The organism is Pseudomonas sp. NPDC090233, from assembly GCF_044772285.1.
In the GTDB taxonomy this organism is placed as follows: domain Bacteria; phylum Pseudomonadota; class Gammaproteobacteria; order Pseudomonadales; family Pseudomonadaceae; genus Aquipseudomonas.
In genome coordinates this window covers 499,121-521,715 of the sequence record NZ_JBIVYQ010000002.1, presented here as the reverse complement: position 1 = coordinate 521,715, position 22,595 = coordinate 499,121, and the positions used below count along the sequence as shown (strand labels likewise).

Here is a 22,595-nt window from a genome sequence, read left to right as displayed (position 1 = left end):
GAGATGCGTATGCTCGTCCGGTCACTGACCCTCGCCACCTTGTTCGCCTTCACTGCACCTTCGTTCGCCGCCGACAGCGACGCGCCGCTGGCAAAGGAAGTGGGCAAGGCACGACCTTTGGTGATCATCGCCCCGAGTTCGGCCGACCCGACATTGCGCGGCTTGAACGAGGCGCTGAAGGACCCCGCCACTCAGGCGGCCTTCAAAGAGCGCGGCCTGGTGGTGTACAGCGTCGCCAACATGATGGGCAAACGCGAGGACAAGAACCTCGAGCAGCAGACCACCATGGCCCTGATCCGTGAACTCAAGCTTGGCGCAAGCAAGGGGACCAAGGTGATCCTGGTGGGCAAGGATGGCGAGCGGCATATGCTCAAGGATGACGAGTCGGGCGAGAAGATCGACCCGCAGGCCATCCTCAAGGCGGTCGATGAACTGCCGGCGAGCGAGAAGGCAGTCGCTGCACCAGAGCCCGTTGCGGCAGTACCGGAACCCAAGGCCAAGGACAGCAAGCCCGTCAAACCGGCCAAGCCCGCGGCGCCCCCCAAGCCGCTGGAAGACTGACCGTGCTGACCCGCTTCTGCTTGTAGGGGCGGGTTAGAATTCTGAACGCATTCAAGGGTCGCCTCCTACAAGGAGTGCCGACTGCGGTGATGTTTCCAAGTTGCTTGCCCAAGGCCTAATGGCTCCACTATCAACCGCAGTGGAGCTACATCATCATGACTCATGCACGTAAAAAACTCAGCCTGCTCGGCGCCGCCCTTGTCGGTAGCGTAGCTTTCAGCACCAGCGCCTTTGCTGTCGAGCCCCTTTCACAGGGCTATCACCTCGCCGCCGCCAAGGCGGAAGGCGAGGGCAAGTGTGGCGAAGGCAAGTGCGGCGGTGATGCCAAGGCCAAGAAAGCTGAAGGCAAGTGTGGTGAAGGCAAATGTGGCGGCGATGACAAGGCCAAAAAAGCCGAAGGCAAGTGCGGTGAAGGCAAATGCGGTGAGAAACCCAAGGCCTGAGCCAAGCTTTGACTTTGACTTTTGAAGTTGCGAAACGCCCCTCCTGCTGGTCAGGCGGGGCGTTTTGCGTGCTGTGGAGACCTAACGATGAACACACCCCACATGTTCGCAGGGCTCGGCCTGCGCCGCGGCCTGATGTCCGAACTGCTGACCCTCGAAGAGGGCAGGGTGGACTTCCTCGAATGTGCGCCGGAAAACTGGATCGGCGTCGGTGGCGCCTTTGGCAAAGGCCTGTCGCAGTTGACGGAGCGCTTTGCGCTGACCTGTCATGGCTTGTCCTTGTCGCTGGGTGGCAGCGAGCCGTTGGATCGGGCCTTTCTGGACCAGACCCGGCAGTTTCTCGATCATCATCGGGTACCGCTGTATAGCGAACACCTGAGCTACTGCAGCGATGACGGCCATCTCTACGACTTGATGCCAATCCCCTTCACAGACGAAGCCGTGCATCACGTAGCTGGCAGGATCCGCCAGGCCCAGGATCATTTGCAGCGTCGCATCGCGGTGGAGAACATCAGCTACTACGCCGCGCCCTACCAGGCGCTGAGTGAGCTGGATTTCATCCGCGCAGTGCTCGACGAGGCCGACTGCGATCTGCTGCTGGACGTCAACAATGTATTCGTCAATGCCTGCAATCACGGTTACCACGCGCAAGCCTTTCTCCAGGGGCTGCCGGTCGCACGGGTGGTCGGCATGCATGTAGCCGGGCACTACGATGAAGCGCCTGATCTCAAGATCGATACCCACGGTGCTTCGGTGAACGAGGATGTCTGGGCTTTGTTCGCCCTGGCCTGCGAACGCTTCGGCGCGCAGCCGACGGTGCTCGAACGGGATTTCAACTACCCACCGTTGGCCGAGTTGCTTGATGAGACCGCCCGCATTCGTGCGGTCCAGCAGGAGGTATCGCATGTGCCAGACGTTGCGTGAACAGCAGTTCCGGCTGGCCCGGTATGTGCGAGATCCGGCCCGGCATGCCCCGCCGCCCGGCATAGAAGAACGCCGCCTGAAAATCTACCGCGAGCTGTTCTACAGTGGCATCGAGGGCTTGCTGGCCAGTAGCTTTCCTGTGATGTGCCAAACGCTGGGTGAGCGGCGCTGGCAGGCGCGGGTCCGCGATTTCTATGCCAATTACCGTAGCCAGACGCCGCTGTTCACCGAGATCGCCGAGGCATTCATCGATTATCTTCACGACATCGAAGCCGATGCACCGTGGCAGTTGGAGCTTGCCCACTACGAGTGGATCGAGGCGCAGCTCTATCTGAGCGATGCCCAAGACCCGCCCCATGATCCCCAGGGTGATCTGTTGCAGGGTGAGCCTCTGTTGTCGTGTAGCGCGAGAGTGCTGGCTTACCGTTGGCCGGTCGAGTGTATTGGCCCCGATTACCAGCCCGAGCAGCCGCCTGAGCGGCCTACGTTGCTGCTGGTGTATCGCGATGCCGAATTGCAGGTGCGTTTTGCGCGCCTTGCCCCCTTGGCCTATCGCTTGCTGGCAGAGATGCGTGGTAATGGTCGTGAACGCTTGGAGAGGTTGGGGGCTGACCGGGACGAGGGCCTGGCGATGCTGGAGAGCCTGCGCGCGCAAGGCATTGTCATTGGTACCCGGTGAGTTGAAGGCGGGCTTGTGCCAACTGGCATCGAGCCCGTTCACGTGTGCGAGATGATCAGGCGCGTGCAGCGATGCGTGCTTTGATCCAGTGGTCAAGGCTCAGGCGGCCGGCACCTTTGAGCAGCAGTGGCAGCAAGGCCACCAGGTAGATCAGCGGCAACTTGAAATTGCCAAAGCCACGGTCAGTGATGGTGTATCCCTGTGCCAGCTCTGCCAGGCCGGACCATTGCGACGGCCAGTGAACTGCTGCTATTGCCACCACGGTGATCACCATCAAGCCTGCTGATGCCAGCCGGGTACCAAGCCCCAGCAACAGCAGCAGTGGCAGCAGCAATTCGGCCCACATCGACAGCTGCCAATTCAAGTCGGGCGGCAACACGTTGAAGGGAAATGGGAAGCTCCCTTGTATATCGGCGAACCAATTGCTGCCATTGAATTTCTCCAGGCCGGATTCGAAGAACTCCCAGGCCAGGAACAGCCGCAATGGCAAGTCGGCGCTCCAGTTGCCGAAGCGGTCGACGGTGGTGAGGGTGCGAGCTAAGGGTTGCATAGGAATTTCTCCCGTAATGTCGTTATGTGATCGGGAGTGTGGAGGGAAGTGTTATCTGCAGTGTGTCAGCACAGGCTGCTTTGTGTATCGGACTGTAGCGACCGCTTGTGTAGGCCAAGGGGTGGGATAACCGTGCCGCGGTCGCGTAAGGTGCATGTTCACTTCAACTCGATCTGGGCGCACAGCCCACCGCTCGGACGGTTGCTGAGGGTCAAGCGCCCCCCCATGGCCTGTGTCAGCTGCTGAGCAATGGCCAGCCCCAGCCCGGTGCCGCCGGTGCTGCGGTTGCGCGAGCTTTCCACGCGATAGAAGGGTTTGAGCACTTCATTGAGTTCTTTTTCCGGGATCCCGGGGCCTTCGTCCAGCACACGGATCAGCGTTCGGCCTTGTTCCCGGCTGACTTCCAGCTGCGCCTTGCCGGCGAACTTTAAGGCGTTGTCCAACAGGTTCACCAGCACCCTGCGCAATGCGTGTGGGCGGGTTTCGAGCAAGCTGTCGGTCCGCCCGCAGCGTTCGACCTGGGCGCCACTGTCCTGGTAGTCGAACACGACGCTGTCGAGAAACGCGTCGAGGTTGATCCGGCAGGGCGGCTCGGTGTTGATATCCATGCTGCGGGCATAGGCCACGCCTTCGCGAACCAGGTGCTCCATGGCATCCAGGTCATGCCACAGCTTTTCCTTTTCGACGCTTTCGTCCATCACCTCGACGCGCAGTTTCATGCGCGTGATGGGGGTTTGCAGGTCATGGGAAATTGCCGCCAGCAACTGCATGCGCTCTTTCAGGTACGCGGCGATACGCGCTTGCAGGGCGTTGAAGGCGACGGCGGCGTACTTCACTTCGCGCGGGCCGCTCTCGTCCAGGAACATACCAGGCTTGTCCGGGTCGAGGTCGTCCAAGGCCTGGATCAGGCGGGTCAGCGGGCCGATGGCCAGGCGCACGGCCAGCCAGGTACAGAACAACAGCACGGCAAGCTGGATCAACAGCACCAGCGGCAACCATTTGGCCACAGGTACCGGCGCCGGAGTGACATCGATGGTCAGTGGAGCACCGTCCGCCAGGCGCAAGTGGACCTGGAAGTGTGCGTTCGGCCCGGGAATGTCCTGGAAGGTGAGGGCGTATTGGTTACCGATGGCCTTGACGATCGATTCGGCCGCCATCGGTGGATCGCTGCTTGGCATTGCCTGACCTGCCAGGCCCTCATCCAGCCGATAGCGGTAGGTGCGCCGCTCCAGGCGTGGCAACCAGGCGGCGCGTTCGGACGCAGGCAGGCGGTCGAGAATGGCCACCGAGGTGACGACGTCCAGTTCCAGGTTGCTGAGCATCATCGAGCGGCTGCTGATGTAGCGTTCATAGGCCTGCAGGCTGAATGACAGCCCATAGGCCAGCACCAGGCCGGTGAAGAATATGAGCGCCAGGCGCGAGGCCAGGGTACGGGGCCACTTCATGACGGTGACTCGAGCAGCTGTACTGGCAACGAGAACACATACCCTTCACTGCGTACAGTCTTGATGCAACTGGGTTCGCGGGCATCGTCTCCCAGGCGCTGGCGCAAGCGGCTGACCAGCAGGTCGATGGAACGGTCGAAAATGTCGGCCTCGCGCCCCTGGGTCAGGTTGAGCAGCTGTTCGCGGCTGAGCACCCGTTGCGGGTGGTCGAGGAATACCCGCAACAGTCGGTATTCGGCGCCGCTGAGCGCCACCAGGGTACCTTCGCTGTCCAGCAGATGGCGCGCGGTGGTGTCCAGGCGCCATTGGCCGAAGGCGAGAAGGCGGCTACTTTCGCTGATGGTCAGGTTGGGCGGCAGCATGCGCGTGCGGCGCAGCACGGCGTTGATGCGGGCCAGCAGTTCGCGGGCGGAGAACGGCTTGGTCAGGTAGTCGTCGGCGCCCATCTCCAGGCCGATGATGCGGTCGGTCTCGTCGTTGCGTGCGGTCAGCATCAGCACCGGTGTGTTGCGGTGCTTGCCGGCGCGCAGTTCGCGGCACAGCAGCAGGCCGTCATCGCCCGGCATCATGATGTCGAGGACGATCAGGTCGACGCTGTTGGCTTCGAGGAAGGCGCGCATCTGCCGACCATCGGCAACGATGCTCGTGCGCAAGCCGTTCTTTTTCAGGTAGTTGCCGACCAGTTCGCGGATTTCGCGGTCGTCGTCGACGATCAGGATGTGATCGACATGTTCCATCGCTGGAGTCCTGTGCAAGGGGAGTGGGCGCAGTGTACCGAGCAGGCGAGGGCTTGCCTGCAGGGGTTTGTATTGCAGTGTATCTGGCCGCTGTACAGATACAGCAGGAAGCACATCACAGGTTCTGCGACACATGCCCGATACCTGGCAAGGGTGAAATGGCTCTCGACCGGGGAGCAACACTCCCCACCCTTCGAAGATGCACAGGAGCCACACCATGAACGTCAAAACCCTCGCCAGCGCCAGCCTGTTCGCCGTGCTCAGCCTCGGCACCCTGGCCGCCCAGGCGTCGACGATGCCCATGACCGATGCCGGCGTCATGCAGTACCACTACGGCGATCACCTGGATGTGAAGAAAGTCTTGTCGGTGAAGGATGACCAGAGCAACGGTTGTGGCCTGGTCAATACCCGCATGGACTACCTCAACTCCAAGGGCCAGCCAGAAAGCGTCCAATACCGTACCTACGCCACGAGCGGTTGCCATGACAACTGATCGCCGCGTGTTGTTGAAAGTGGGTGGCGTGGCCCTGGCACTGCTCGGCCTGGGCCTGGCCGGCCATCTGATGGCCCGCGACAGCTACGGCGCCATGCCCTCGCTGTCGGGGGCCAACGCCTGGCTCAACTCGCCGCCACTGGATGCCCCGGCGCTAAAGGGCAAGGTGGTGCTGGTGGACTTCTGGACCTGGGATTGCATCAACTGCCAGCGCAGTATGCCGCATGTGAACGACTGGGCTCGGCGCTATGCCGACCAGGGGCTGGTGGTGGTGGGGGTGCATACACCGGAGTACGACTATGAACACGATGTCGGGGTGCTGAAAAGCAAAGTGGCCAGCCTGGGCATTGGGTATCCGGTGGCGGTGGATAACGATCACCAGGTGTGGAATGCCTGGGGCAATCAGTTCTGGCCCGCCCACTACTTCGTCGATCGCCAGGGACAAGTGCGGCATGTGCACTTTGGTGAAGGCGATTATGACGGGCAGGAGCAGGTGATAAAGGCGTTGCTGGATGAAGAAGGTTGAGGTGTCAGACTGGCCCTTTCGCGGGCGAGCCCGCGAAGAGGCCGTTTCTGGCTCAACTGAAACTGGCGAAATGCGCCTGCATCCGCGCTGCATCCGCCTCGCGCCCACTGAACAGCTCAAACGCTTTCACCGCCTGGAAAACCGCCATGTTGCTGCCATCCAGCGTCCGGCAACCCAACGCCCGCGCGGCCCGCAGCAGTTCGGTCTGCAGCGGGAAGTAGATGATCTCTGCCACCCACAGCCGTGCATGCAGCAGTTCTACTGGCAGTGGCGTTCCTGGCAGTTTGGCCATGCCGACCGGCGTGGTGTTGACCAATCCGTCTGCTTCGGCAAGCTCCCCCGCCAAGTCCGTGCCGACTACCGCACGACCCGCGCCAAAATGGCCGTTGAGGTTGTCGACCAGCGTCTGCGCCCGCGTCGCATCCACTTCGAACAGCACCAACCGCTCGACCCCTTCGCCCAACAGCGCATGGGCCACTGCCGAGCCGGCGCCACCCGCACCCATCTGCACCACTTGGCGCCGTGCCACATCCGGCAGGCCTCGGCGCAAGCCCTCGGCAAAACCGAGGCAGTCGGTGTTATGGCCCACGCGCTTGCCGTCCTTGAGCACCACCGTGTTCACGGCGCCAATCCCTCTGGCCTCATCGGAAAGTTCGTCAAGCAGCGGCAGAATTGCCTGCTTGAACGGGTAGGTGATGTTGAGCCCGGTAAAGCCGGTGTGCTGGGCGGCGTCGAGCAGCTGCGCCAAGGCGCTGTCGTCCAGTTGCAACTGGTCGGCATCGATCAGGCGATAGAGGTAGCGCAGTGCCTGGGCATCGCCTTCGTGTTCATGCAGGGCTGGGGTGCGCGACAGTTGGATGCCGCGGCCGATCAGGCCGGCGAGAATGGCTGGCTGAGTCATGCGGCCTGCTCCTGGAACCGTTCGGCGAAGTGGCTCAGGGCCATGCGGTAACCCTGGCTGCCGAGGCCGCAGATCACACCTACGGCGATCGATGAGACGAACGACAGGTGGCGGAACGGCTCACGCTTGTGCACGTTGGACAGGTGGACTTCGATCACCGGTAGTTCGCAGGCCACAAGCGCGTCGCGAATGGCCACCGAGGTGTGGGTCCAGGCACCCGGGTTGATGACTACACCGCTGCAGCGGCCACGGGCGGCGTGGATCCAGTCGATCAGTTCGCCTTCATGGTTGGTCTGGCGGAATTCGATTTCAAGGCCGAGGGCGTGTGCGGTGTCGGCGCAGCTCTGGGCCAGGTCGGCAAGGGTTTCGTGACCGTATTGGGTGGGCTCGCGGGTGCCCAGCATATTCAGGTTAGGGCCGTTGAGCACAAGGATGAGGGGCTTCATGGCGGGCATCGCTTTGTTGTTGTTGGATGCGCTTATGTTTGTACCGCCTGGTTAGTTTAGTCAATTGGACAAGCCGCCGCACGGGGGATAGTGGGCGATTATCGAACCTGATTACAAAATTGTAATGTTGACGCCACCGCCTCGATATCCAGCCCTCCCTACAGTCCCTCGCCACCGCTTGCCGACGAGGACTTCCGAAGTGCCCACCCCCCGCAAGATCGTCATGCTCTGCCTGTTGCTGGCGGCCAGCGTCAGTGCCCAGGCTGAGCAGGGCCCGAGCCTGCCCGAAGCGCTCGCCGCTGCCTTTGCCAACAACCCCGAACTGGCCGCCGCCGGCCGCGAGATCGGCATTGCCGAGGGCGAGCGCCGCCAGGCTGGACTGATCCCCAACCCCGAACTGTCCTGGGAAGTCGAAGACACCCGCCGCGACACCAGCACCACCACCGTCACCCTCAGCCAACCCTTGGAGTTGGGCGGCAAGCGTGGTGCACGCATTGCCGTGGCAGGCAGTGGCCAGGCCATCGCCCAGCTTGAACTGGAGCGCCAACGCAATGCCTTGCGCGCTGACGTGGTTCAGGCATTCCACGCCGCCCTGCGCGCGCAGACCGCAGTGGAGCTGGCGCAGCAGTCGCAGGCGCTGACCGAGCGCGGCCTGCGCGTGGCCCAGGGGCGCGTCAGCGCGGGGCAGTCGTCGCCAGTGGAAGCGACCCGTGCCCAGGTGCAACTGGCCCAGGCGCAAGCCGAAGTGCGTCGCGCGCAAACCCAGCAGACGGTGGCCTACCAGGCATTGGCACGGTTGACCGGCAGCCCGTTGGCGACCTTCAACCAGCTGCCTGCTACCGAGTTGTCACCCGGCGCGGCGCCCGATACCGACAGCCTGCTCGACAAGGTTGAACAGACTGCCGACTGGCGCCTGGCAGCCGCCCAGATCGAGCGCGGCGAGGCCTCCCTGGGCTCGGAGAAAGCCCAGCGCATCCCTAATCTGACCGTCAGCGTCGGCAGCCAGTACAGCCGCGAGGACCGCGAGCGGGTCAACGTGGTGGGCTTGTCCATGCCCTTGCCGCTGTTCGACCGCAACCAGGGCAACGTGCTGGCCGCGGCCCGCCGCGCCGACCAGGCACGCGACCTGCGCAACGCCGTCGAATTGCGCCTGCGCAGCGAAACCCGCAGCGCCGTCAGCCAGTGGCGCACGGCAATGCAGGAGGTGGACGCCTATGACCGCGCCATCCTGCCGTCGGCGCAGCAGGCCGTGGATACCGCCACCCGTGGCTTCGAGATGGGCAAGTTCGCTTTTCTCGATGTGCTCGATGCCCAGCGCACGTTGATCGAGGCGCGCGGGCTGTACCTCGACGCACTGGCCACGGCAACCAATGCCCGCGCGCAGGTCGAGCGCCTCTACGGCGACCTTGACGGTTTGAACACACAATCGAGCAGCAGGAGCACCCATGAATAACCCCCGCAAGCTAGCCCTCCTGGCTGCCGCCATCGCCGTGCTCGGCCTCGGCGGCCTGGCCTGGACCGGCAACCTCGGCCAGGCCAGCAGTGGTGAGGCCCATCACGACGAGCATGGTGAAGACAGCCACGGCCACGGTGAAGAAGGCGGCGAGGCGCACGAGGAAGAAGAAGGGCAGTTGCACCTGAGCGCTGAGCAGATCAAGGCCGCCGGCATCCAGCTGGCCACCGCCGCGCCGCGCGAGCTGGGCACCGCCATCAGCTTTCCCGGCGAGATCCGCTTCGACGAAGACCGCACCGCGCACGTGGTGCCGCGCGTACCGGGCGTGGTCGAGGCGGTGCACGCCGACCTCGGCCAGGCGGTCAAGCGTGGCCAGGTCCTGGCGGTGATCGCCAGCCAGCAGATTTCCGACCTGCGCAGCGAGCAGCAGGCCGCCCAGCGCCGCCTCGAACTGGCGCGCCTGACCTTCCAGCGCGAGCAGCAGCTGTGGCAGGAACGCATCAGTGCCGAGCAGGACTACCAGCTGGCCCGTCAGGCCTTGCAAGAGGCCGAGATCGCCTTGGCCAATGCCCGGCAGAAGGTCGCCGCCGTCGGCCCGGCCGGTGCGGGCAACCGTTACGAGCTGCGAGCGCCGTTCGACGCGGTGGTGGTGGAGAAACACCTGACTGTGGGCGAGGTGGTGGGTGAGACCAGCAATGCCTTCACCCTCTCGGACCTGAGCCGGGTGTGGGCCACGTTCGCCGTGGCCCCACGCGATCTGACCAAAGTCACCACTGGCCGCAGCGTTACCGTCAGCGCTCCGGACCTGGGCGCCGAGGTCGAGGGCAAGGTCAATTATGTCGGCAGCTTGCTTGGCGAGCAGAACCGCGCCGCCACCGTCCGCGCCACCCTGGCCAACCCCAACGGCGCCTGGCGCCCCGGGCTGTTCGTCAATATCGCAGTCAGTGTCGAGCGCTTCAACGCCGCCGTGGTAGTGCCCGAAAGCGCCCTGCAGACCTGGGAAGACCAGGCCGTGGTGTTCGCCCGCACCGAAGAAGGTTTCGAGGCACGCCCGGTGAAGGCTGGCCGGCGCGATGCGGGGCAAGTGGAAATCACCGACGGCCTGACCGCCGGAACCCAGGTGGCTGCCGCCGGCAGTTTCGTCCTCAAATCGGAGCTCGGCAAGGGCTCCGCCGAGCACAGTCATTGATCACGGGGACGCTTGCATGTTTGAACGCCTGATCCAATTTGCCATCGAGCAGCGCCTGGTGGTGATGCTCGCCGTGGTACTGATGGCCGCTGTGGGTATCCACAGCTACCAGAAGCTGCCCATCGACGCGGTACCCGACATCACCAATGTCCAGGTGCAGATCAACACCGCTGCCCCCGGCTACTCACCGCTGGAAACCGAGCAGCGCATCACCTTCGCCATCGAAACGGCCATGGCCGGCCTGCCTGGGCTCAAGCAGACTCGCTCGCTGTCGCGCTCGGGACTGTCACAGGTGACGGTGATCTTCGACGATGGCACCGACATCTTCTTTGCCCGGCAGCTGGTCAACGAGCGCCTGCAGGTGGCCCGCGCGCAATTGCCGGCCGGTATCGAGGCCGGCATGGGGCCGATTTCCACGGGCCTTGGTGAAATCTTCCTGTGGACGGTCGAAGCCGAGGAGGGCGCGCTCAAGGACGACGGCACGCCGTACACCGCCACCGACTTGCGGGTAATCCAGGACTGGATCATCAAGCCGCAGTTGCGCAATGTGCCGGGGGTGGCTGAGGTCAACAGCATCGGCGGCCATGCCAAGCAATACCTGATCGCCCCCGAGCCCAAGCGCCTGGCGGCCTACAAGCTCACCCTCAACGACCTGATCGCGGCCCTGGAACGCAATAACGCCAACGTCGGCGCAGGCTATGTCGAGCGCAACGGCGAGCAGTTGTTGATCCGCGCACCGGGGCAGCTGGCCTCGGCCGAGGACATCGCCAATATCGTCATCTCCAGCGCCGATGGCGCGCCGATCCGCGTCAGCCATGTCGCCCAGGTCGGCCTTGGCCAGGAACTGCGCTCTGGCGCGGCTACCGAAAACGGCCGTGAAGTGGTGCTGGGCACAGTGTTCATGCTGATTGGCGAAAACAGTCGCACGGTTTCCCAGGCCGTGGCCGCCAAGCTCGTCGAGATCAACCGCAACCTGCCCAAGGGGGTAGTCGCGGTGACGGTGTATGACCGCACCAACCTGGTCGAGAAGGCCATCGCCACGGTCAAGAAGAACCTCATCGAGGGCGCAATCCTGGTGATCGCTGTTCTCTTCCTGTTCCTGGGCAATATCCGCGCGGCGCTGATCACGGCCATGGTCATCCCGCTGTCGATGCTGTTCACCTTCACCGGCATGTTCAGCAACAAGGTCAGTGCCAACCTCATGAGCCTCGGTGCCCTGGATTTCGGCATCATCGTCGACGGCGCCGTGGTGATCGTCGAGAACGCCATCCGCCGCCTGGCCCACGCCCAACAGCGGCATGGCCGCATGCTGACCCGCGCCGAGCGCTTCCACGAAGTGTTCGCTGCCGCCCGCGAAGCGCGTCGGCCGCTGATCTACGGGCAGCTGATCATCATGGTGGTGTACCTGCCGATCTTTGCCCTGACCGGAGTTGAGGGCAAGATGTTCCACCCCATGGCCTTTACCGTGGTGATGGCGTTGCTCGGTGCCATGATCCTTTCGGTGACCTTCGTGCCGGCAGCCATCGCGCTGTTCGTCACCGGCAAGGTCAAGGAGGAAGAGGGAGTGGTGATGCGTGCCGCACGCAAGCGCTATGCCCCGGTGCTGGCCTGGGTACTGCGCCGCCGCAAGCTGGCCTTTGCTGGCGCTACGCTGCTGGTGCTGTTGTCGGCAGGTATGGCCAGCCGCATGGGCAGCGAGTTCATCCCCAGCCTCAGCGAGGGTGACTTTGCCTTGCAGGCCTTGCGCGTGCCGGGTACCAGCCTGTCGCAATCGGTGGACATGCAGCAGCGCCTGGAGAAGGCGATCATCGCCAAGGTGCCGGAAGTGCAGCGGGTTTTTGCCCGCACTGGCACTGCCGAGATTGCTTCCGACCCGATGCCGCCGAATATTTCCGACGCCTACGTGATGCTGCACCCACGCGAGCAATGGGCTGACCCGAGCAAGCCCCGCGAGGCACTGATCGCCGAGGTGCAGCGGGCCGCCGCCAGCGTGCCGGGCAGCAACTACGAGATGTCGCAACCGATTCAACTGCGTTTCAACGAGCTGATTTCCGGTGTGCGCAGCGATGTGGCAGTGAAAGTGTTCGGTGACGACATGGACGTGCTCAACCGCACCGCCGCGCAAATCGCCAGCAGCCTGCAGCAGGTGCCGGGCGCCTCGGAAGTGAAGGTTGAGCAGACCACCGGCCTGCCGGTGCTGACCATCGATATCGACCGCGACAAGGCCGCCCGCCATGGCTTGAACGTGGGCGATGTGCAGGACGCCATTGCCATTGCCGTGGGCGGGCGCACGGCGGGTACGCTGTACGAAGGCGATCGCCGCTTCGACATGGTGGTGCGCCTTGCCGAAACCCTGCGCACCGATGTCGACGGCTTGTCCAGCCTGCTGATTCCGGTGCCGGCGAACGCGGCAGACGGCGCAGCCCAGATCGGCTTCATCCCCCTTTCGCAAGTCGCGACACTGAACTTGCAACTGGGGCCAAACCAGGTCAGCCGCGAGGATGGCAAGCGCGTGGTGGTGGTCAGCGCCAACGTGCGCGGGCGTGACCTGGGCTCGTTCGTCAAGGAGGCCGAGCAGACCCTGCTGCAGCAAGTGCAGGTTCCGCCAGGCTACTGGACCCGCTGGGGTGGCCAGTTCGAGCAGTTGCAATCGGCGGCCGAGCGCCTGCAAGTGGTGGTGCCGGTGGCGTTGCTGCTGGTGATGGGCTTGCTGCTGATGATGTTCAACAACCTCAGGGATGGCCTGCTGGTGTTCACCGGCATTCCCTTTGCCTTGACCGGCGGCGTGCTGGCGCTGTGGCTGCGTGACATTCCCTTGTCGATTTCGGCGGGGGTAGGCTTTATCGCGTTGTCCGGCGTTGCGGTGCTCAACGGGTTGGTGATGATCGCCTTCATCCGCAGCCTGCGCGAAGAGGGTCGCAGTTTGCGCGTGGCGGTCGAGGAGGGTGCCTTGACGCGCTTGCGGCCGGTGCTGATGACGGCGTTGGTGGCGTCGCTCGGGTTTATCCCGATGGCGCTGGCCACCGGGACCGGGGCTGAGGTGCAACGGCCGCTGGCGACCGTGGTGATTGGCGGGATTCTATCGTCGACGGCGCTGACGTTGCTGGTGTTGCCGGCGCTGTATCAGTGGGCGTACCGGCGGGAAGAGGCTGAGGAAGGTTGAGATTGCCGGGGCCGCTTTGCGGCCCCATCAACCTAGCCCACGCTGCGGACTGCTTGCCCCTCAGCATCCACAGCCGGCTCTTCATGCAACGAAATCCGCGAAGTTTCCGGCAACGCCAACCCCCCGACCAACGCCACCAAGGCAATCACCACCAGGTAAAACGCCGGCGCCAGGCTGCTGCCGGTCTGCCCGATCAGCCAGGTCGCCACCAACGGCGCGGTACCGCCGAACAGGGTGTAGGCCACGTTGTAGGTAATCGCCGATGCGGTATAGCGCGTGCGGGTCGGGAAACTCTCAGACAGCAACGCGGCCGTCACCACGCCACTGCACAGCGCCCCTACCGCCAACAGAATCACCCCCAACAGCGCGCCGGACATCGAGCCGGAACTGGCCAGCCAGTACGCCGGGAATACGCAGATCATCACCCACAGGCAGGTAAAGCCAATGGTTTTGCGCCGCCCGACCCGATCTGAAAATGCCCCCGCCAGGGGACAACCGATGGCGGCGAACAGCAGCGCCACGGTGGTCACCAGCAACGACTGGGCGCGGGTCAGGTTGCCCACCATTTGCAGGTAGGTGGCGAAGTAGGTGGTGAACATATAGAACGACAGCGCCGTGAGCGAAATGAATGCCCCCAGGTTGCGAATGGCCCGGCCATGATTGCGCAGAGTGTCCTTGAGCGGTGAGTGTTCATGCACTTTGCCTTGGGCAATGGCTTCACGGAATGCCGGTGTTTCCTCCATGCGCCAGCGCAGGTACAGCCCCACCAGGCCTAGCGGCGCCGCGATCAGGAACGGGATGCGCCAGCCCCAGGCCGCCATCGCTTCGGCGGACAGGCTCGCTTCCAGGCTATAGGCGATCACCGCTGCGCAGGCGAAGGCCGAGAAGGTCGAAACCGGCACGAAGCTGCCGTAGAACGCGCGCTTGTTGTATGGTGCGTGTTCCATCAGATACGCACAGGCCCCGGCATATTCCCCACCGGCCGAGAAGCCCTGCAGGCAGCGCGCCAGGGTCAGCAGCGCAGGCGCGGCAAGGCCGATGCTGGCGTAGGTCGGCAGCAGGCCGATCAGCGTGGTGGAGCCGGCCATCAACAGGATGGTCAGCGACAGGATGCGTTTGCGCCCGAGCCGGTCACCCAGCGCACCGAACACGATCCCGCCCAGCGGCCGCAAGGCGAAGGCCACGGCGAACACCGCAAATGTCTTTAGCAAGGCTACGCTGGGATCACCGCTGGCAAAGAACTGGCTGGCGATGAGCGTGGCGAGAAAGCCGTAGACGGCAAAGTCGAACCATTCGACGAAGTTGCCGATGGCCGAGGCGGCGATGACCCGACGCAGGGTGGCGGGGGATACCTCATGAGTTGCGGACATGTGGGAACGCTCCGGTTTCCATAGGCAGCCTGGAGGGAATGTGACGCGGTCCATGCCGCGTCATCATTTTTTGTTCCAGGCAGTAGACCGGCAGGTAGAACTCCGCGCTTCTACGTGGGCGACATCGGGATATCTGTTTCGACCGCTGTGCCTACCCTGTGGGGCAGATACAGTTGTTCAGGGGCGGTTGACCCGCCACGGCGCATAGTTCATTTCGCTGTAACCCGTTGCCAGTCCCTGCTCGTCTAGCTCGAAGCCGGGCAGCTTGCTCAGATCCAGTGCCATGCAGCGGCTGTTCAATTGCGCTTGCAGGTTGCCATCAAGTTTGAAGGCATCCTTGCGCAGCGGATGTGGGTACAACTGTACCAGGCAGCCTTCGACCTTGCCCTGGGCGTCGGCCTGATAGTACAGCGACGCGGTGCCAATGCTGGTCACAGGCTGATCGCGCAGCAGGTGCTGCCAGAAAAAGTCGCGTTGAGCATACGCCTTGCGCCGCAGGGTATCGGGCGCCTGCTCTGCACCCGGCAGCACGATGTACAGCGGTGCGAGCACATCCACGGTGCCATCTTCTTCGCGCATGGCGGCGGGCGCTACGGGATAGATGGTTTTCCAGCATTGCGCTTCGACCATGCGGGTCAAGGCATTGATGTCGGTTGCCATGACGCCGGTCGGCAGCGCCATCTGGTATTTGACGGGCGCGCGTACGGCCTTGCAACGGGTTGGAGCAGATTGCCGATCCAGTTTCACTTCGAGCAGCACCGCACCGATCTGCTCGCCCGTATCGGCCGTTGCCATGCTGTGCATCAGCGTTCGTTGCATGTCGTTGATGAAGGTTTGACGCGCTTGTTCATCCTCCTTGGATACAGGCGCTGACTGGCAGCCGGCCAGGGTGATGAAAGCAGTGGCAAATAGTGCGGGGGACAGCGATTTGAACACGTTGACTTCCTTGATAAAGCTATAGCCGGAGCGTCATGTGCCGGCAGATGTGTGAGCGCAGATTATCACTGAAAACAGTTTAGGATTTGGGCGATCAGTACATAGGAAGTTTCTGTAGACGATGCTGCCCATATTGCCGACGAGCCGGCACCCACAGGGGCTACCTGTGGGTGCTTGCGGCGTTCAATTGCACTTGGCGTCAGTTTGCTTGGTCTTCAGGGGCATAGGTGAAAACTTCAGCAGCATTGGCAGCCTTGAGGTTAAGCCGTATCACCGGAATCCACATGCCAGCAGTGTTCAGCAAGTCGCGCTGCATCAATTTCGCCTGATCGCGCCCTGATGTGTTGTTGCCAGGGTTCTGCCAGAAAAACGCTTCAAGCGGAAGTTGCTTGGGTATGTTCTGTGGCCAAGCCTCAATCATCAGTTCGTTGTGATGAGCGCGTTGTGCCGGGTTGAGGGTGTCGAGGCTGCGTGCCAGCAAACTCTGTTCGAATGCCTCGGGTGTCATGGCCAAGCTGCACTGGTGCTTGTTGCGATTGGTGAATTGGGCGTTGTTATCAGCCACTAACCTGAAGTGATGCTTGAATTCAGCCAGTGTGGTGATGTTCTGTACCTGACACGGTCCGCTTTGGCTGGCAAAATCCTGATGCGCTCCGCAACCTTGGCTCTTGCGTAGCCAGGTGGCGGCATCGGTGGGGTAGATGCACAAAGGCTTGAGGGGGTACATCCCAGGTGCGCTGACGCTATCCAGCTGCTTGAAAATCAGCCCTTGGTAAAGTGTATCCCACGCCAATTCCTTAATACCGGTATCTTGCCGCACATAAGAGAACGAAACCGTTTTGCTTTGCACGGATCTGTCACTTGGGTCCCAGACGTGGTAGTTCGACCCGTAAGTTGTGGTTCGAAGAATCACGCCAGAGCAATAAAGGGCTGCCTTGCCGTCACAGCTTTGTTTACTGACATTGGCATAGCGCAGGTTCAGCGCATCGCTGACCTGTCGGCCCTCTTCATCTCTATGCAGTTGGCGTGATTCATCTTGGCTCAAGGCAGTGACAATGTTGTTCTCTGGCGCAGAGAAATCCAAACGGACAATGGGCAGCAGCACATTGGTCTTCGCATAGTAGGCTTTGCGCATTTCCAATGCAGTGTCGAATGACCCAGCGTTCGCCGCATTGAAGAAAAGTGTTTCAATGGGCAGAGCAGAGGGATTGTCTTCATCCCAGGCCTTGAGCAATAGCTCATTGCCAAAGCTCGCTGCAACGGCCGGCACCATTTTTCGTGCCTGTAAAGCAGCGATCAGTTGCTCAGGAACTTTGGTGCTGAAAGAGCACTGCTTCAACCTATCTTGTTTGGCGGCCTTGAAATGGTTGACCCATGCTTCTTTATCAGTGATGTTCATCTCGGGTGTCATGCACGTGCTTTCATCGTCCCGAGCCTGCGCCTTGCTCTGTGGGAAGCCGCAACCGTGCAAACTGCGTCCCTGGTTCTGGGTGCCGGCCATGAACGGGTAAATGCAACGTGCCGGTGGCATGGATTTGCCCTTGCTTATCGCCGTTGCATCGTCCATGAGGATGTAGCCACTACTAATGTCAGCGCTGTTGTTGAGTGAGTCGGCTCGAAGGTAAGAGAAGGTAACTGACTCGATTGCCTTTGCCGCTGGTCTGTAAGACCAGAACGGGAATGTGCTGCCGGATTTGACGCGGCGCAGGCGTAATCCAGAACATCCCAATGCAGATATTCCTTCTCCACAGTCTTCGACGACGCTCTTGTAGCGTTCGTTTAGCCTCTGGACCAAGTCGGGGATTTTTTTGAGTGCCTCTACTTGCTCATGGGTAACCGCATCGAATATCACAGCTTTTGCGGGTTCGATCGGGTTATCTTGTCCCTGCTCCTGACGTTCGCCAGCTTGCAGAACTTCGGTCGAAGCCAACGCCTCAAGGCCTTGAAGCGTGAACACCAGCGTGAAACAAAGCAGGGTTCTAAGTGGGTTATTTTGCATGATCATCATCCGGAGCGGGGAGATATCAGCAATTATCGAATATCCAGCGAAGCGCCAGCTACTGACAGTTTTATCAGTAGCGACGCAAGCCGAAGCGGTTCAGACTGAGGACGGTAGTTCTGATCTATGCAGGTGCAACACCGTCTTAAGGGGCGTTATCAGAAGCGCATATCCACTGCCACTTCGAATGTCCTCGGCGCCCCCATGTAGTACTGCAACCCATACGCCTGCTTGGCATACACCTCGTCCGTCAAATTGCGCACCCGCCCGGTGACCGTGGTGTGTTCATCCAGGCGGTAACGGGCAAAAGCACCGAACAGGGTATAGGCCGGCGCTTTCAGCGTGTTGGCGTTATCCGCGTACACCGACCCCACATAGCGCCCATCCACCCCCGCCGACCACGCCGGGGTAAAGCTGTAAGTCAGCCACAGGTTGCCGACATTGGCGGGCACGTTGACCGGCGCGTTGCCTTTGCGCGACACCGACACGCCGTTGACCGCCTCGTTGAACTCATCGTACTCGGCATCGACATACGCATAATTGACCTCGGCCAGCAGCTTCGAAGTGACCTGCAGGCGCCCTGACAGTTCGATACCACGCGAGGTCTGCTGGCCGGCCTGTACCGTCAGGTTGGGGTTGTTCGAATCGCGCACGGCAAAGTCCTTGCGCACGATCTGGTACAGCGCCAGAGTCGCGGCGCCGCGGCCATCGAGGAAGTCGAACTTGCTGCCGACCTCCCATTGCTCGCCCTTGGACAGGTCGAACAGACCCACGTTGGAGTAGGTCGCCGCGGCCAGGGAGCCGGCGGGCAAGTCGGCGGAGTTGCTGTACTGTGCATAGATGCTGGCCGACGGCGTCAACTCATAGGTCAGGCCGATACGCCCTGACAGCGGCTCCCAGCGCCGTTCGAAATAGGCCGGTGAAGTAGGCGTGACCGTGCCGTAATTGGTCACTTGCATGTCCAGGTAGTCGTAACGCAGGGCCGTGAGCAAGGCCAGTCGATCGGTAAGCTGAAGGCGGTTCTCGGCGAATACGGCGCGATTGGTCACTTCATGGCGGCGCTGCTTGGTAAGACCAGCGTTCACACCCGGAATGTCATCGAAGCTGCCGGGGTCGAAGTGGTCAGGGTCGACCACGTCACTCCAGCTGCCTGACGTCGGATACAGCGTCTGGCGCATGCGCGAGTAGTCCAGGCCCAGCGACCACTGGCTGGCCAGGCCGAACAGCTGATTGTCGTGGCGCAGTTCGATGCGGTCGCCCAGCACGTTCTGGTCGTGGCGCTGCAGGTAGGGGCTGGCGCGCAGCACATTGCCGTCGCTGGTGTAGCTGTAGCGCTCGACGTTGCGGTAATCGCGCTGGGCGTTGTAGTGGTAGAGGGTGTTCTGCACGCTGGTGCTGTCGCTGATCCGGTAGTCGAGGATCGAGCGCAACCAGCGCACGCGCTGCTCGTATCGGCCGTCGGCGACGTTGTAGTTTTCGAAGCGGCGGCTGTTGTCGATCTTCATGGTGCTGCGCCCCGGCAGGATCGGCGAGCCCCAGTAGGGGCTGTCTTCGCTGTCTTCCTGGTACTCCAGCGCCACGGTGTGGGTGAGGTCTGGCGTCAGGTCGCTGAGGATAGAAAACGCCAGGCTGTCGGTTTGGCGTTCATTGCGGTCGATGTAGCCGTTGCCCTGGCCGTGGCTGTAATCCAGGCGCATGAAATGGCGAGCATCGGCCGGGTTGCTGGCCAGGGCCTGGTTGATGCCGAAGGCCACTTCCGAATCGTCGAAGCTGCCATAGCGAATGCGCCCATCGATGATCTGCTGATCGCGGCTGGCGAGCTTGGTGATGTAGTTGATCGAGCCACCGACCGCGCCTGCGCCATACAGGAACGAGGACGGCCCGCCGATCAGCTCGACCCGGTCCAGCACCCAGGCGTCGATGGGCCGGGTGGCGCTGCTGTAGCCAAGGTTGATGCCGTTGTACAGCTGGGTCACCTGGTTCTGGGTAAAGCCGCGGTAGCTGACGAAGCCGCCGTAGCCGGGGTTGGCCGAGGCGTTCACGCCCGTCATGGCATTGATCACGTCCTGGCTGTCCTTGGCGCCGCGTTCTTCGATGACGCGGCGGTCGGAAACGCTCACCGACGCGGGTGTTTCGCGGGCGCTCAGGCCCAGGCGCGAACCGGTGCGGATCGGCTCGTCCAGCTGCACGCCGGAGGGCGCCTCGCGCTGGCCATCAATGGTGGTGGCGGTGAGTTCAACGGCGGTGTCGTCCGCCCAGGCGTAAGTGCAGGTGCTCATCAGGAGCACCAGGGAGGTATTGCGAAGCATGTTGTTGTGTCTTCCACGCAAAGGTCATGGCTGACCACGCGCACGCAGGCAGGCGCGACGGGTCAGGCGAAATGATCGGCAACTGCGGGGAGGGTGGCGGGGGAGGCGCGGGGGTTGAGGGCAGGGCGTTGATAGCGTGGGGGCGGTTGCGCCCAGCTGCGCACGACGATGGGCGAAGTGGCGATGGTTTGAACGGGTGCGAACGACCAGCCGCCGCTGCTCAGCGGCACCGCCATGCCAAACGATGAACACACCGGGCAGTCGAGCTGGGCCATGTGCTGGTCGCCGCCGGCGCCATCCAGGTCGATGGCCACGCCGTGCTCGCTGTTGATCGAGCAAAAACCACCTTCCAGGCCGGCCAGGCGCAGGCCGCCCATCTGGCCATGGTGCAAACCGCACAGCAACAGGCTGAACAGAACGCTGGCATAGAGCGTCCAGGCAGTCAGCGAGCGAGTGTGCCGGGTGATTTTCATGGCGGCGAATCTACCACCCGGATGGACGGTCGGGTAGTCGCTCTCTGATTACCTGCTCCGCGACAGGTTGTCGCAGGTCAGGCGGCGCGTTCCAGCACGTCCAGCAGGTCGACGAATTCCAGGGCCAGTTTGTGCTTTGGCGCCAGGTGCACCAAGGGAACCGACGCCTGGTGCGATTCGCGCATCTTGATCGAGCTGCTCAGGTACACCGGCAGCACCGGCATGCCCTCGACGCGCAACTGATCGACCAGAGTCTGGTGCAACGCCGTGCGCCCGGCGAACTGATTCACCACCACGCCTTCCACCTGCAGCGTCGGGTTGTGGTCTTGGCGCAGCTCCTCGACTTCGGCCATCACGCTGTGCAGTGCCTGGCGCGAGAAGCTGTCGCAGTCGAACGGGATCAGCAGGCGCTGCGCGGCCACCAGTGCGCTGAAAGTGTAGAAATTGAGCGCAGGCGGCGTGTCGATGTAGATCCGCTCGTAGTCCTCTTCCAGCTCCACCAGCAGCTTGCGCAGCTTGTTGATCTTGAACTTGCTTTCCAGCTTGCTCTGCAGGTCGCTGAGGTCGGGGCTGGCGGTGATCAGGTGCAGGTTGCTGTAGCGGGTTTCGGTGATGGCCACGCGGTGTTTCTTGCCTGAGGCGGTGACCGGCGACAGTGTCTGGCGGAAGAAGTCGGCGATGCCGGCGGGAATGGCGTCGTGGGTCAGGCCGGTGAGGTAATAAGTGGCATTGGCTTGCGGGTCGAGGTCGACCAGCAGCGTGCGATAGCCCTCGGCGGCACTGGCGGCGGCCAGGTTGCAAGCGATGCTCGATTTGCCGACGCCACCTTTCTGATTGAAAACCACACGACGCATGAGACGCTCATCCATGAAGAAGGGAAATGTCAGGTTGGGGTCAATCCTATGACCGAAAGACGACAGTTTTATGACAAGGCTTGTTACAAACTGCTTTTTGGCCCTCTAGCACGGCTGTTTGATGTAGCGCTCGTAGAAATCCAGCGTGGCGAGGTTCTTGTCCTTGGCCTCGAACATGATGTCGAAGCGGTCGGTGAACTGTAGCGCATAGCGGTTGGTCCAGTCGTTCCACATCTGCGCGCTGTGCGCGTACAGGTCGCACTTGTTCACTTTCTCCAGCAGGGCGGGGATGGTCAGCTTGGTTTCGGCCTCGAAGCCCAGTGCCTGCAGGTGCTCCGGTGGCTGCGAGTAGTGCATGGTCGGGCGTATACCGCGCCAACTGTCGATGACCCTGGCTACGCGAGGGTCGTTCGGGTCGATGTAGTCACCTTCGTGAATCCAGCAGTGGTGGATATCCAGCACTACCGGCGCCAGGTCCGCCAAGGCCAGGCAGTCATCGACGCCATAGGTCTTTTCGTCGTTTTCAAAGGTGATCACATTGCGCGCCACCTGCGACAGCCGTGGCCACACATGGCGAATACCTTGCGCGCCCAGGCGCCCGGCGATGTGGATGTTGCACTTGAAGTCCTGGAAGCGTTGGCCGAAGCCCATCATGCGGATCATGTCGGCGTGGTATTCGAACTCGGCCAGGCTGTTTTCCACGACCACAGGGCGGTCTGAGCCGAGTACACAGTATTGGCCCGGGTGCATCGACAGGCGGATGTCCGCGCTGCGGGCCAGGTCGCCGATGGCAGCAAAGCCTTTGATCATCAGCGCTTGAAATTCGCTGTCGCGATAGACAGGCGCGATGCTGGGGTGGCTGTACAGCGGCAGCAGGTCGCTGCTCAGGCGCACCATGCACAACATGGCGGGAAGCTCGGCAACATATTCCAGCAGGCGCAGTTGGGCATCAAGGTTGTGCTGTACCAGTTCGAACAGCTTGGCGCGGGCGGCTTCCGGGCTTGCTCCGGTCAACCAGCGCAGCGTCGTGGTGCGCGGGTTGAACGTGCGCTCGATGTTTTCCAGCGCCTTGATCGACAGGCTACGGTGCGGGTGGCGGTACATGCAGGCAAAGCCCAGGCGGGGCATGGTGGTCTCCAGGTGC

At 62.4% G+C, this 22,595-nt stretch carries 20 protein-coding genes and 1 pseudogene; 9 read left to right on the top strand and 12 right to left on the bottom strand.

From position 1 onward, the window contains the following. Window positions 1–9: 9 nt before the first annotated feature. The 4 genes and pseudogenes from ACIQUF_RS06875 (at window position 10) to ACIQUF_RS06860 (ending at window position 2,607) form a co-directional block, all read left to right on the top strand. Entirely contained in the window at window positions 10–561 is a 552-nt protein-coding gene (locus ACIQUF_RS06875; RefSeq protein ID WP_403129730.1) for a DUF4174 domain-containing protein, read from the top strand. Window positions 562–716: 155 nt separating this feature from the next. Continuing rightward, window positions 717–932: pseudogene (locus ACIQUF_RS06870) on the top strand (hypothetical protein); the annotation flags it as partial. Window positions 933–1,091: 159 nt separating this feature from the next. Then, window positions 1,092–1,928 carry a DUF692 domain-containing protein gene (locus ACIQUF_RS06865; RefSeq protein ID WP_403129729.1) on the top strand — a complete coding sequence of 279 codons (837 nt, stop codon included), beginning with the start codon at window positions 1,092–1,094 and terminating at the stop codon, window positions 1,926–1,928. Continuing rightward, the gene (locus tag ACIQUF_RS06860) at window positions 1,909–2,607 is read left to right on the top strand and encodes a DUF2063 domain-containing protein (protein ID WP_403129728.1); all 699 of its coding nucleotides are present in this window, start codon (window positions 1,909–1,911) and stop codon (window positions 2,605–2,607) included. The genes ACIQUF_RS06865 and ACIQUF_RS06860 overlap by 20 nt, the downstream gene beginning before the upstream one ends. Window positions 2,608–2,662: 55 nt before the next feature. Here the strand turns inward: ACIQUF_RS06860 and ACIQUF_RS06855 are convergent, their stop codons facing one another. The 3 genes from ACIQUF_RS06855 to ACIQUF_RS06845 all read right to left on the bottom strand — a co-directional run bounded on the left by ACIQUF_RS06855 (window position 2,663) and on the right by ACIQUF_RS06845 (window position 5,339). After that, a complete protein-coding gene (locus ACIQUF_RS06855; RefSeq protein ID WP_403129726.1) occupies window positions 2,663–3,157 on the bottom strand; it encodes a DoxX family protein in 495 nt (164 codons plus the stop codon). A 158-nt stretch (window positions 3,158–3,315) separates the two neighbouring features. After that, complete coding sequence (locus ACIQUF_RS06850) at window positions 3,316–4,602, bottom strand: sensor histidine kinase (protein ID WP_403129724.1); 1,287 nt, start codon at window positions 4,600–4,602, stop codon at window positions 3,316–3,318. Next, entirely contained in the window at window positions 4,599–5,339 is a 741-nt protein-coding gene (locus ACIQUF_RS06845; RefSeq protein WP_201207473.1) for a response regulator, read from the bottom strand. Before ACIQUF_RS06845 ends, ACIQUF_RS06850 begins: the two co-directional genes overlap by 4 nt. Window positions 5,340–5,556: 217 nt before the next feature. Here ACIQUF_RS06845 and ACIQUF_RS06840 point away from each other — a divergent pair, with 217 nt between their 5' ends. Further along, window positions 5,557–5,832, top strand: coding sequence for a DUF2790 domain-containing protein (locus ACIQUF_RS06840; RefSeq protein ID WP_403129723.1), 276 nt, complete (start codon window positions 5,557–5,559; stop codon window positions 5,830–5,832). Then, window positions 5,822–6,358 carry a thioredoxin family protein gene (locus tag ACIQUF_RS06835; RefSeq protein ID WP_403129721.1) on the top strand — a complete coding sequence of 179 codons (537 nt, stop codon included), beginning with the start codon at window positions 5,822–5,824 and terminating at the stop codon, window positions 6,356–6,358. The genes ACIQUF_RS06840 and ACIQUF_RS06835 overlap by 11 nt, the downstream gene beginning before the upstream one ends. Before the next feature lie 52 nt (window positions 6,359–6,410). Here the strand turns inward: ACIQUF_RS06835 and ACIQUF_RS06830 are convergent, their stop codons facing one another. Further along, window positions 6,411–7,259, bottom strand: a complete 849-nt coding sequence (locus tag ACIQUF_RS06830) for a shikimate dehydrogenase (RefSeq protein WP_403129720.1) — start codon at window positions 7,257–7,259, stop codon at window positions 6,411–6,413. After that, on the bottom strand, window positions 7,256–7,705 hold the full coding sequence (gene aroQ, locus ACIQUF_RS06825) for a type II 3-dehydroquinate dehydratase (RefSeq protein ID WP_403129718.1): 450 nt from the start codon (window positions 7,703–7,705) through the stop codon (window positions 7,256–7,258). The genes ACIQUF_RS06830 and aroQ overlap by 4 nt, the downstream gene beginning before the upstream one ends. Window positions 7,706–7,904: 199 nt before the next feature. Between aroQ and ACIQUF_RS06820 the strand changes: the two genes are divergently transcribed. From ACIQUF_RS06820 to ACIQUF_RS06810, 3 genes are read left to right on the top strand one after another with little or no spacing between them, the layout of a single operon-like run. After that, window positions 7,905–9,158, top strand: a complete 1,254-nt coding sequence (locus ACIQUF_RS06820) for a TolC family protein (RefSeq protein ID WP_403129716.1) — start codon at window positions 7,905–7,907, stop codon at window positions 9,156–9,158. After that, window positions 9,151–10,347: an efflux RND transporter periplasmic adaptor subunit gene (locus ACIQUF_RS06815; RefSeq protein ID WP_403129715.1), complete on the top strand. Its 1,197-nt coding sequence runs from the start codon at window positions 9,151–9,153 to the stop codon at window positions 10,345–10,347. Before ACIQUF_RS06820 ends, ACIQUF_RS06815 begins: the two co-directional genes overlap by 8 nt. A gap of 16 nt (window positions 10,348–10,363) precedes the next feature. Beyond that, window positions 10,364–13,510: an efflux RND transporter permease subunit gene (locus ACIQUF_RS06810; RefSeq protein ID WP_403129713.1), complete on the top strand. Its 3,147-nt coding sequence runs from the start codon at window positions 10,364–10,366 to the stop codon at window positions 13,508–13,510. 32 nt (window positions 13,511–13,542) lie between these two features. On the opposite strand, the gene ACIQUF_RS06805 is transcribed toward ACIQUF_RS06810, so the two are convergent. From ACIQUF_RS06805 to uvsE, 7 genes are all read right to left on the bottom strand, one after another. Then, on the bottom strand, window positions 13,543–14,880 hold the full coding sequence (locus ACIQUF_RS06805) for an MFS transporter (RefSeq protein WP_403129710.1): 1,338 nt from the start codon (window positions 14,878–14,880) through the stop codon (window positions 13,543–13,545). A 177-nt stretch (window positions 14,881–15,057) separates the two neighbouring features. Beyond that, window positions 15,058–15,816, bottom strand: coding sequence for a hypothetical protein (locus ACIQUF_RS06800; protein WP_403129708.1), 759 nt, complete (start codon window positions 15,814–15,816; stop codon window positions 15,058–15,060). A gap of 199 nt (window positions 15,817–16,015) precedes the next feature. Next, a complete protein-coding gene (locus ACIQUF_RS06795) occupies window positions 16,016–17,815 on the bottom strand; it encodes a hypothetical protein (RefSeq protein ID WP_403129706.1) in 1,800 nt (599 codons plus the stop codon). A 158-nt stretch (window positions 17,816–17,973) separates the two neighbouring features. After that, window positions 17,974–20,124 (bottom strand): TonB-dependent receptor, encoded by a 2,151-nt coding sequence (locus tag ACIQUF_RS06790; RefSeq protein ID WP_403129704.1) that lies wholly within the window; start codon window positions 20,122–20,124, stop codon window positions 17,974–17,976. Between the two features lie 62 nt (window positions 20,125–20,186). Further along, entirely contained in the window at window positions 20,187–20,597 is a 411-nt protein-coding gene (locus ACIQUF_RS06785) for a DUF2946 family protein (protein ID WP_403129702.1), read from the bottom strand. A gap of 77 nt (window positions 20,598–20,674) precedes the next feature. After that, window positions 20,675–21,451 carry a ParA family protein gene (locus ACIQUF_RS06780; protein WP_403129700.1) on the bottom strand — a complete coding sequence of 259 codons (777 nt, stop codon included), beginning with the start codon at window positions 21,449–21,451 and terminating at the stop codon, window positions 20,675–20,677. 105 nt (window positions 21,452–21,556) lie between these two features. Continuing rightward, window positions 21,557–22,579 carry a UV DNA damage repair endonuclease UvsE gene (gene uvsE, locus ACIQUF_RS06775; protein ID WP_403129698.1) on the bottom strand — a complete coding sequence of 341 codons (1,023 nt, stop codon included), beginning with the start codon at window positions 22,577–22,579 and terminating at the stop codon, window positions 21,557–21,559. Between the last annotated feature and the right edge of the window lie 16 nt (window positions 22,580–22,595).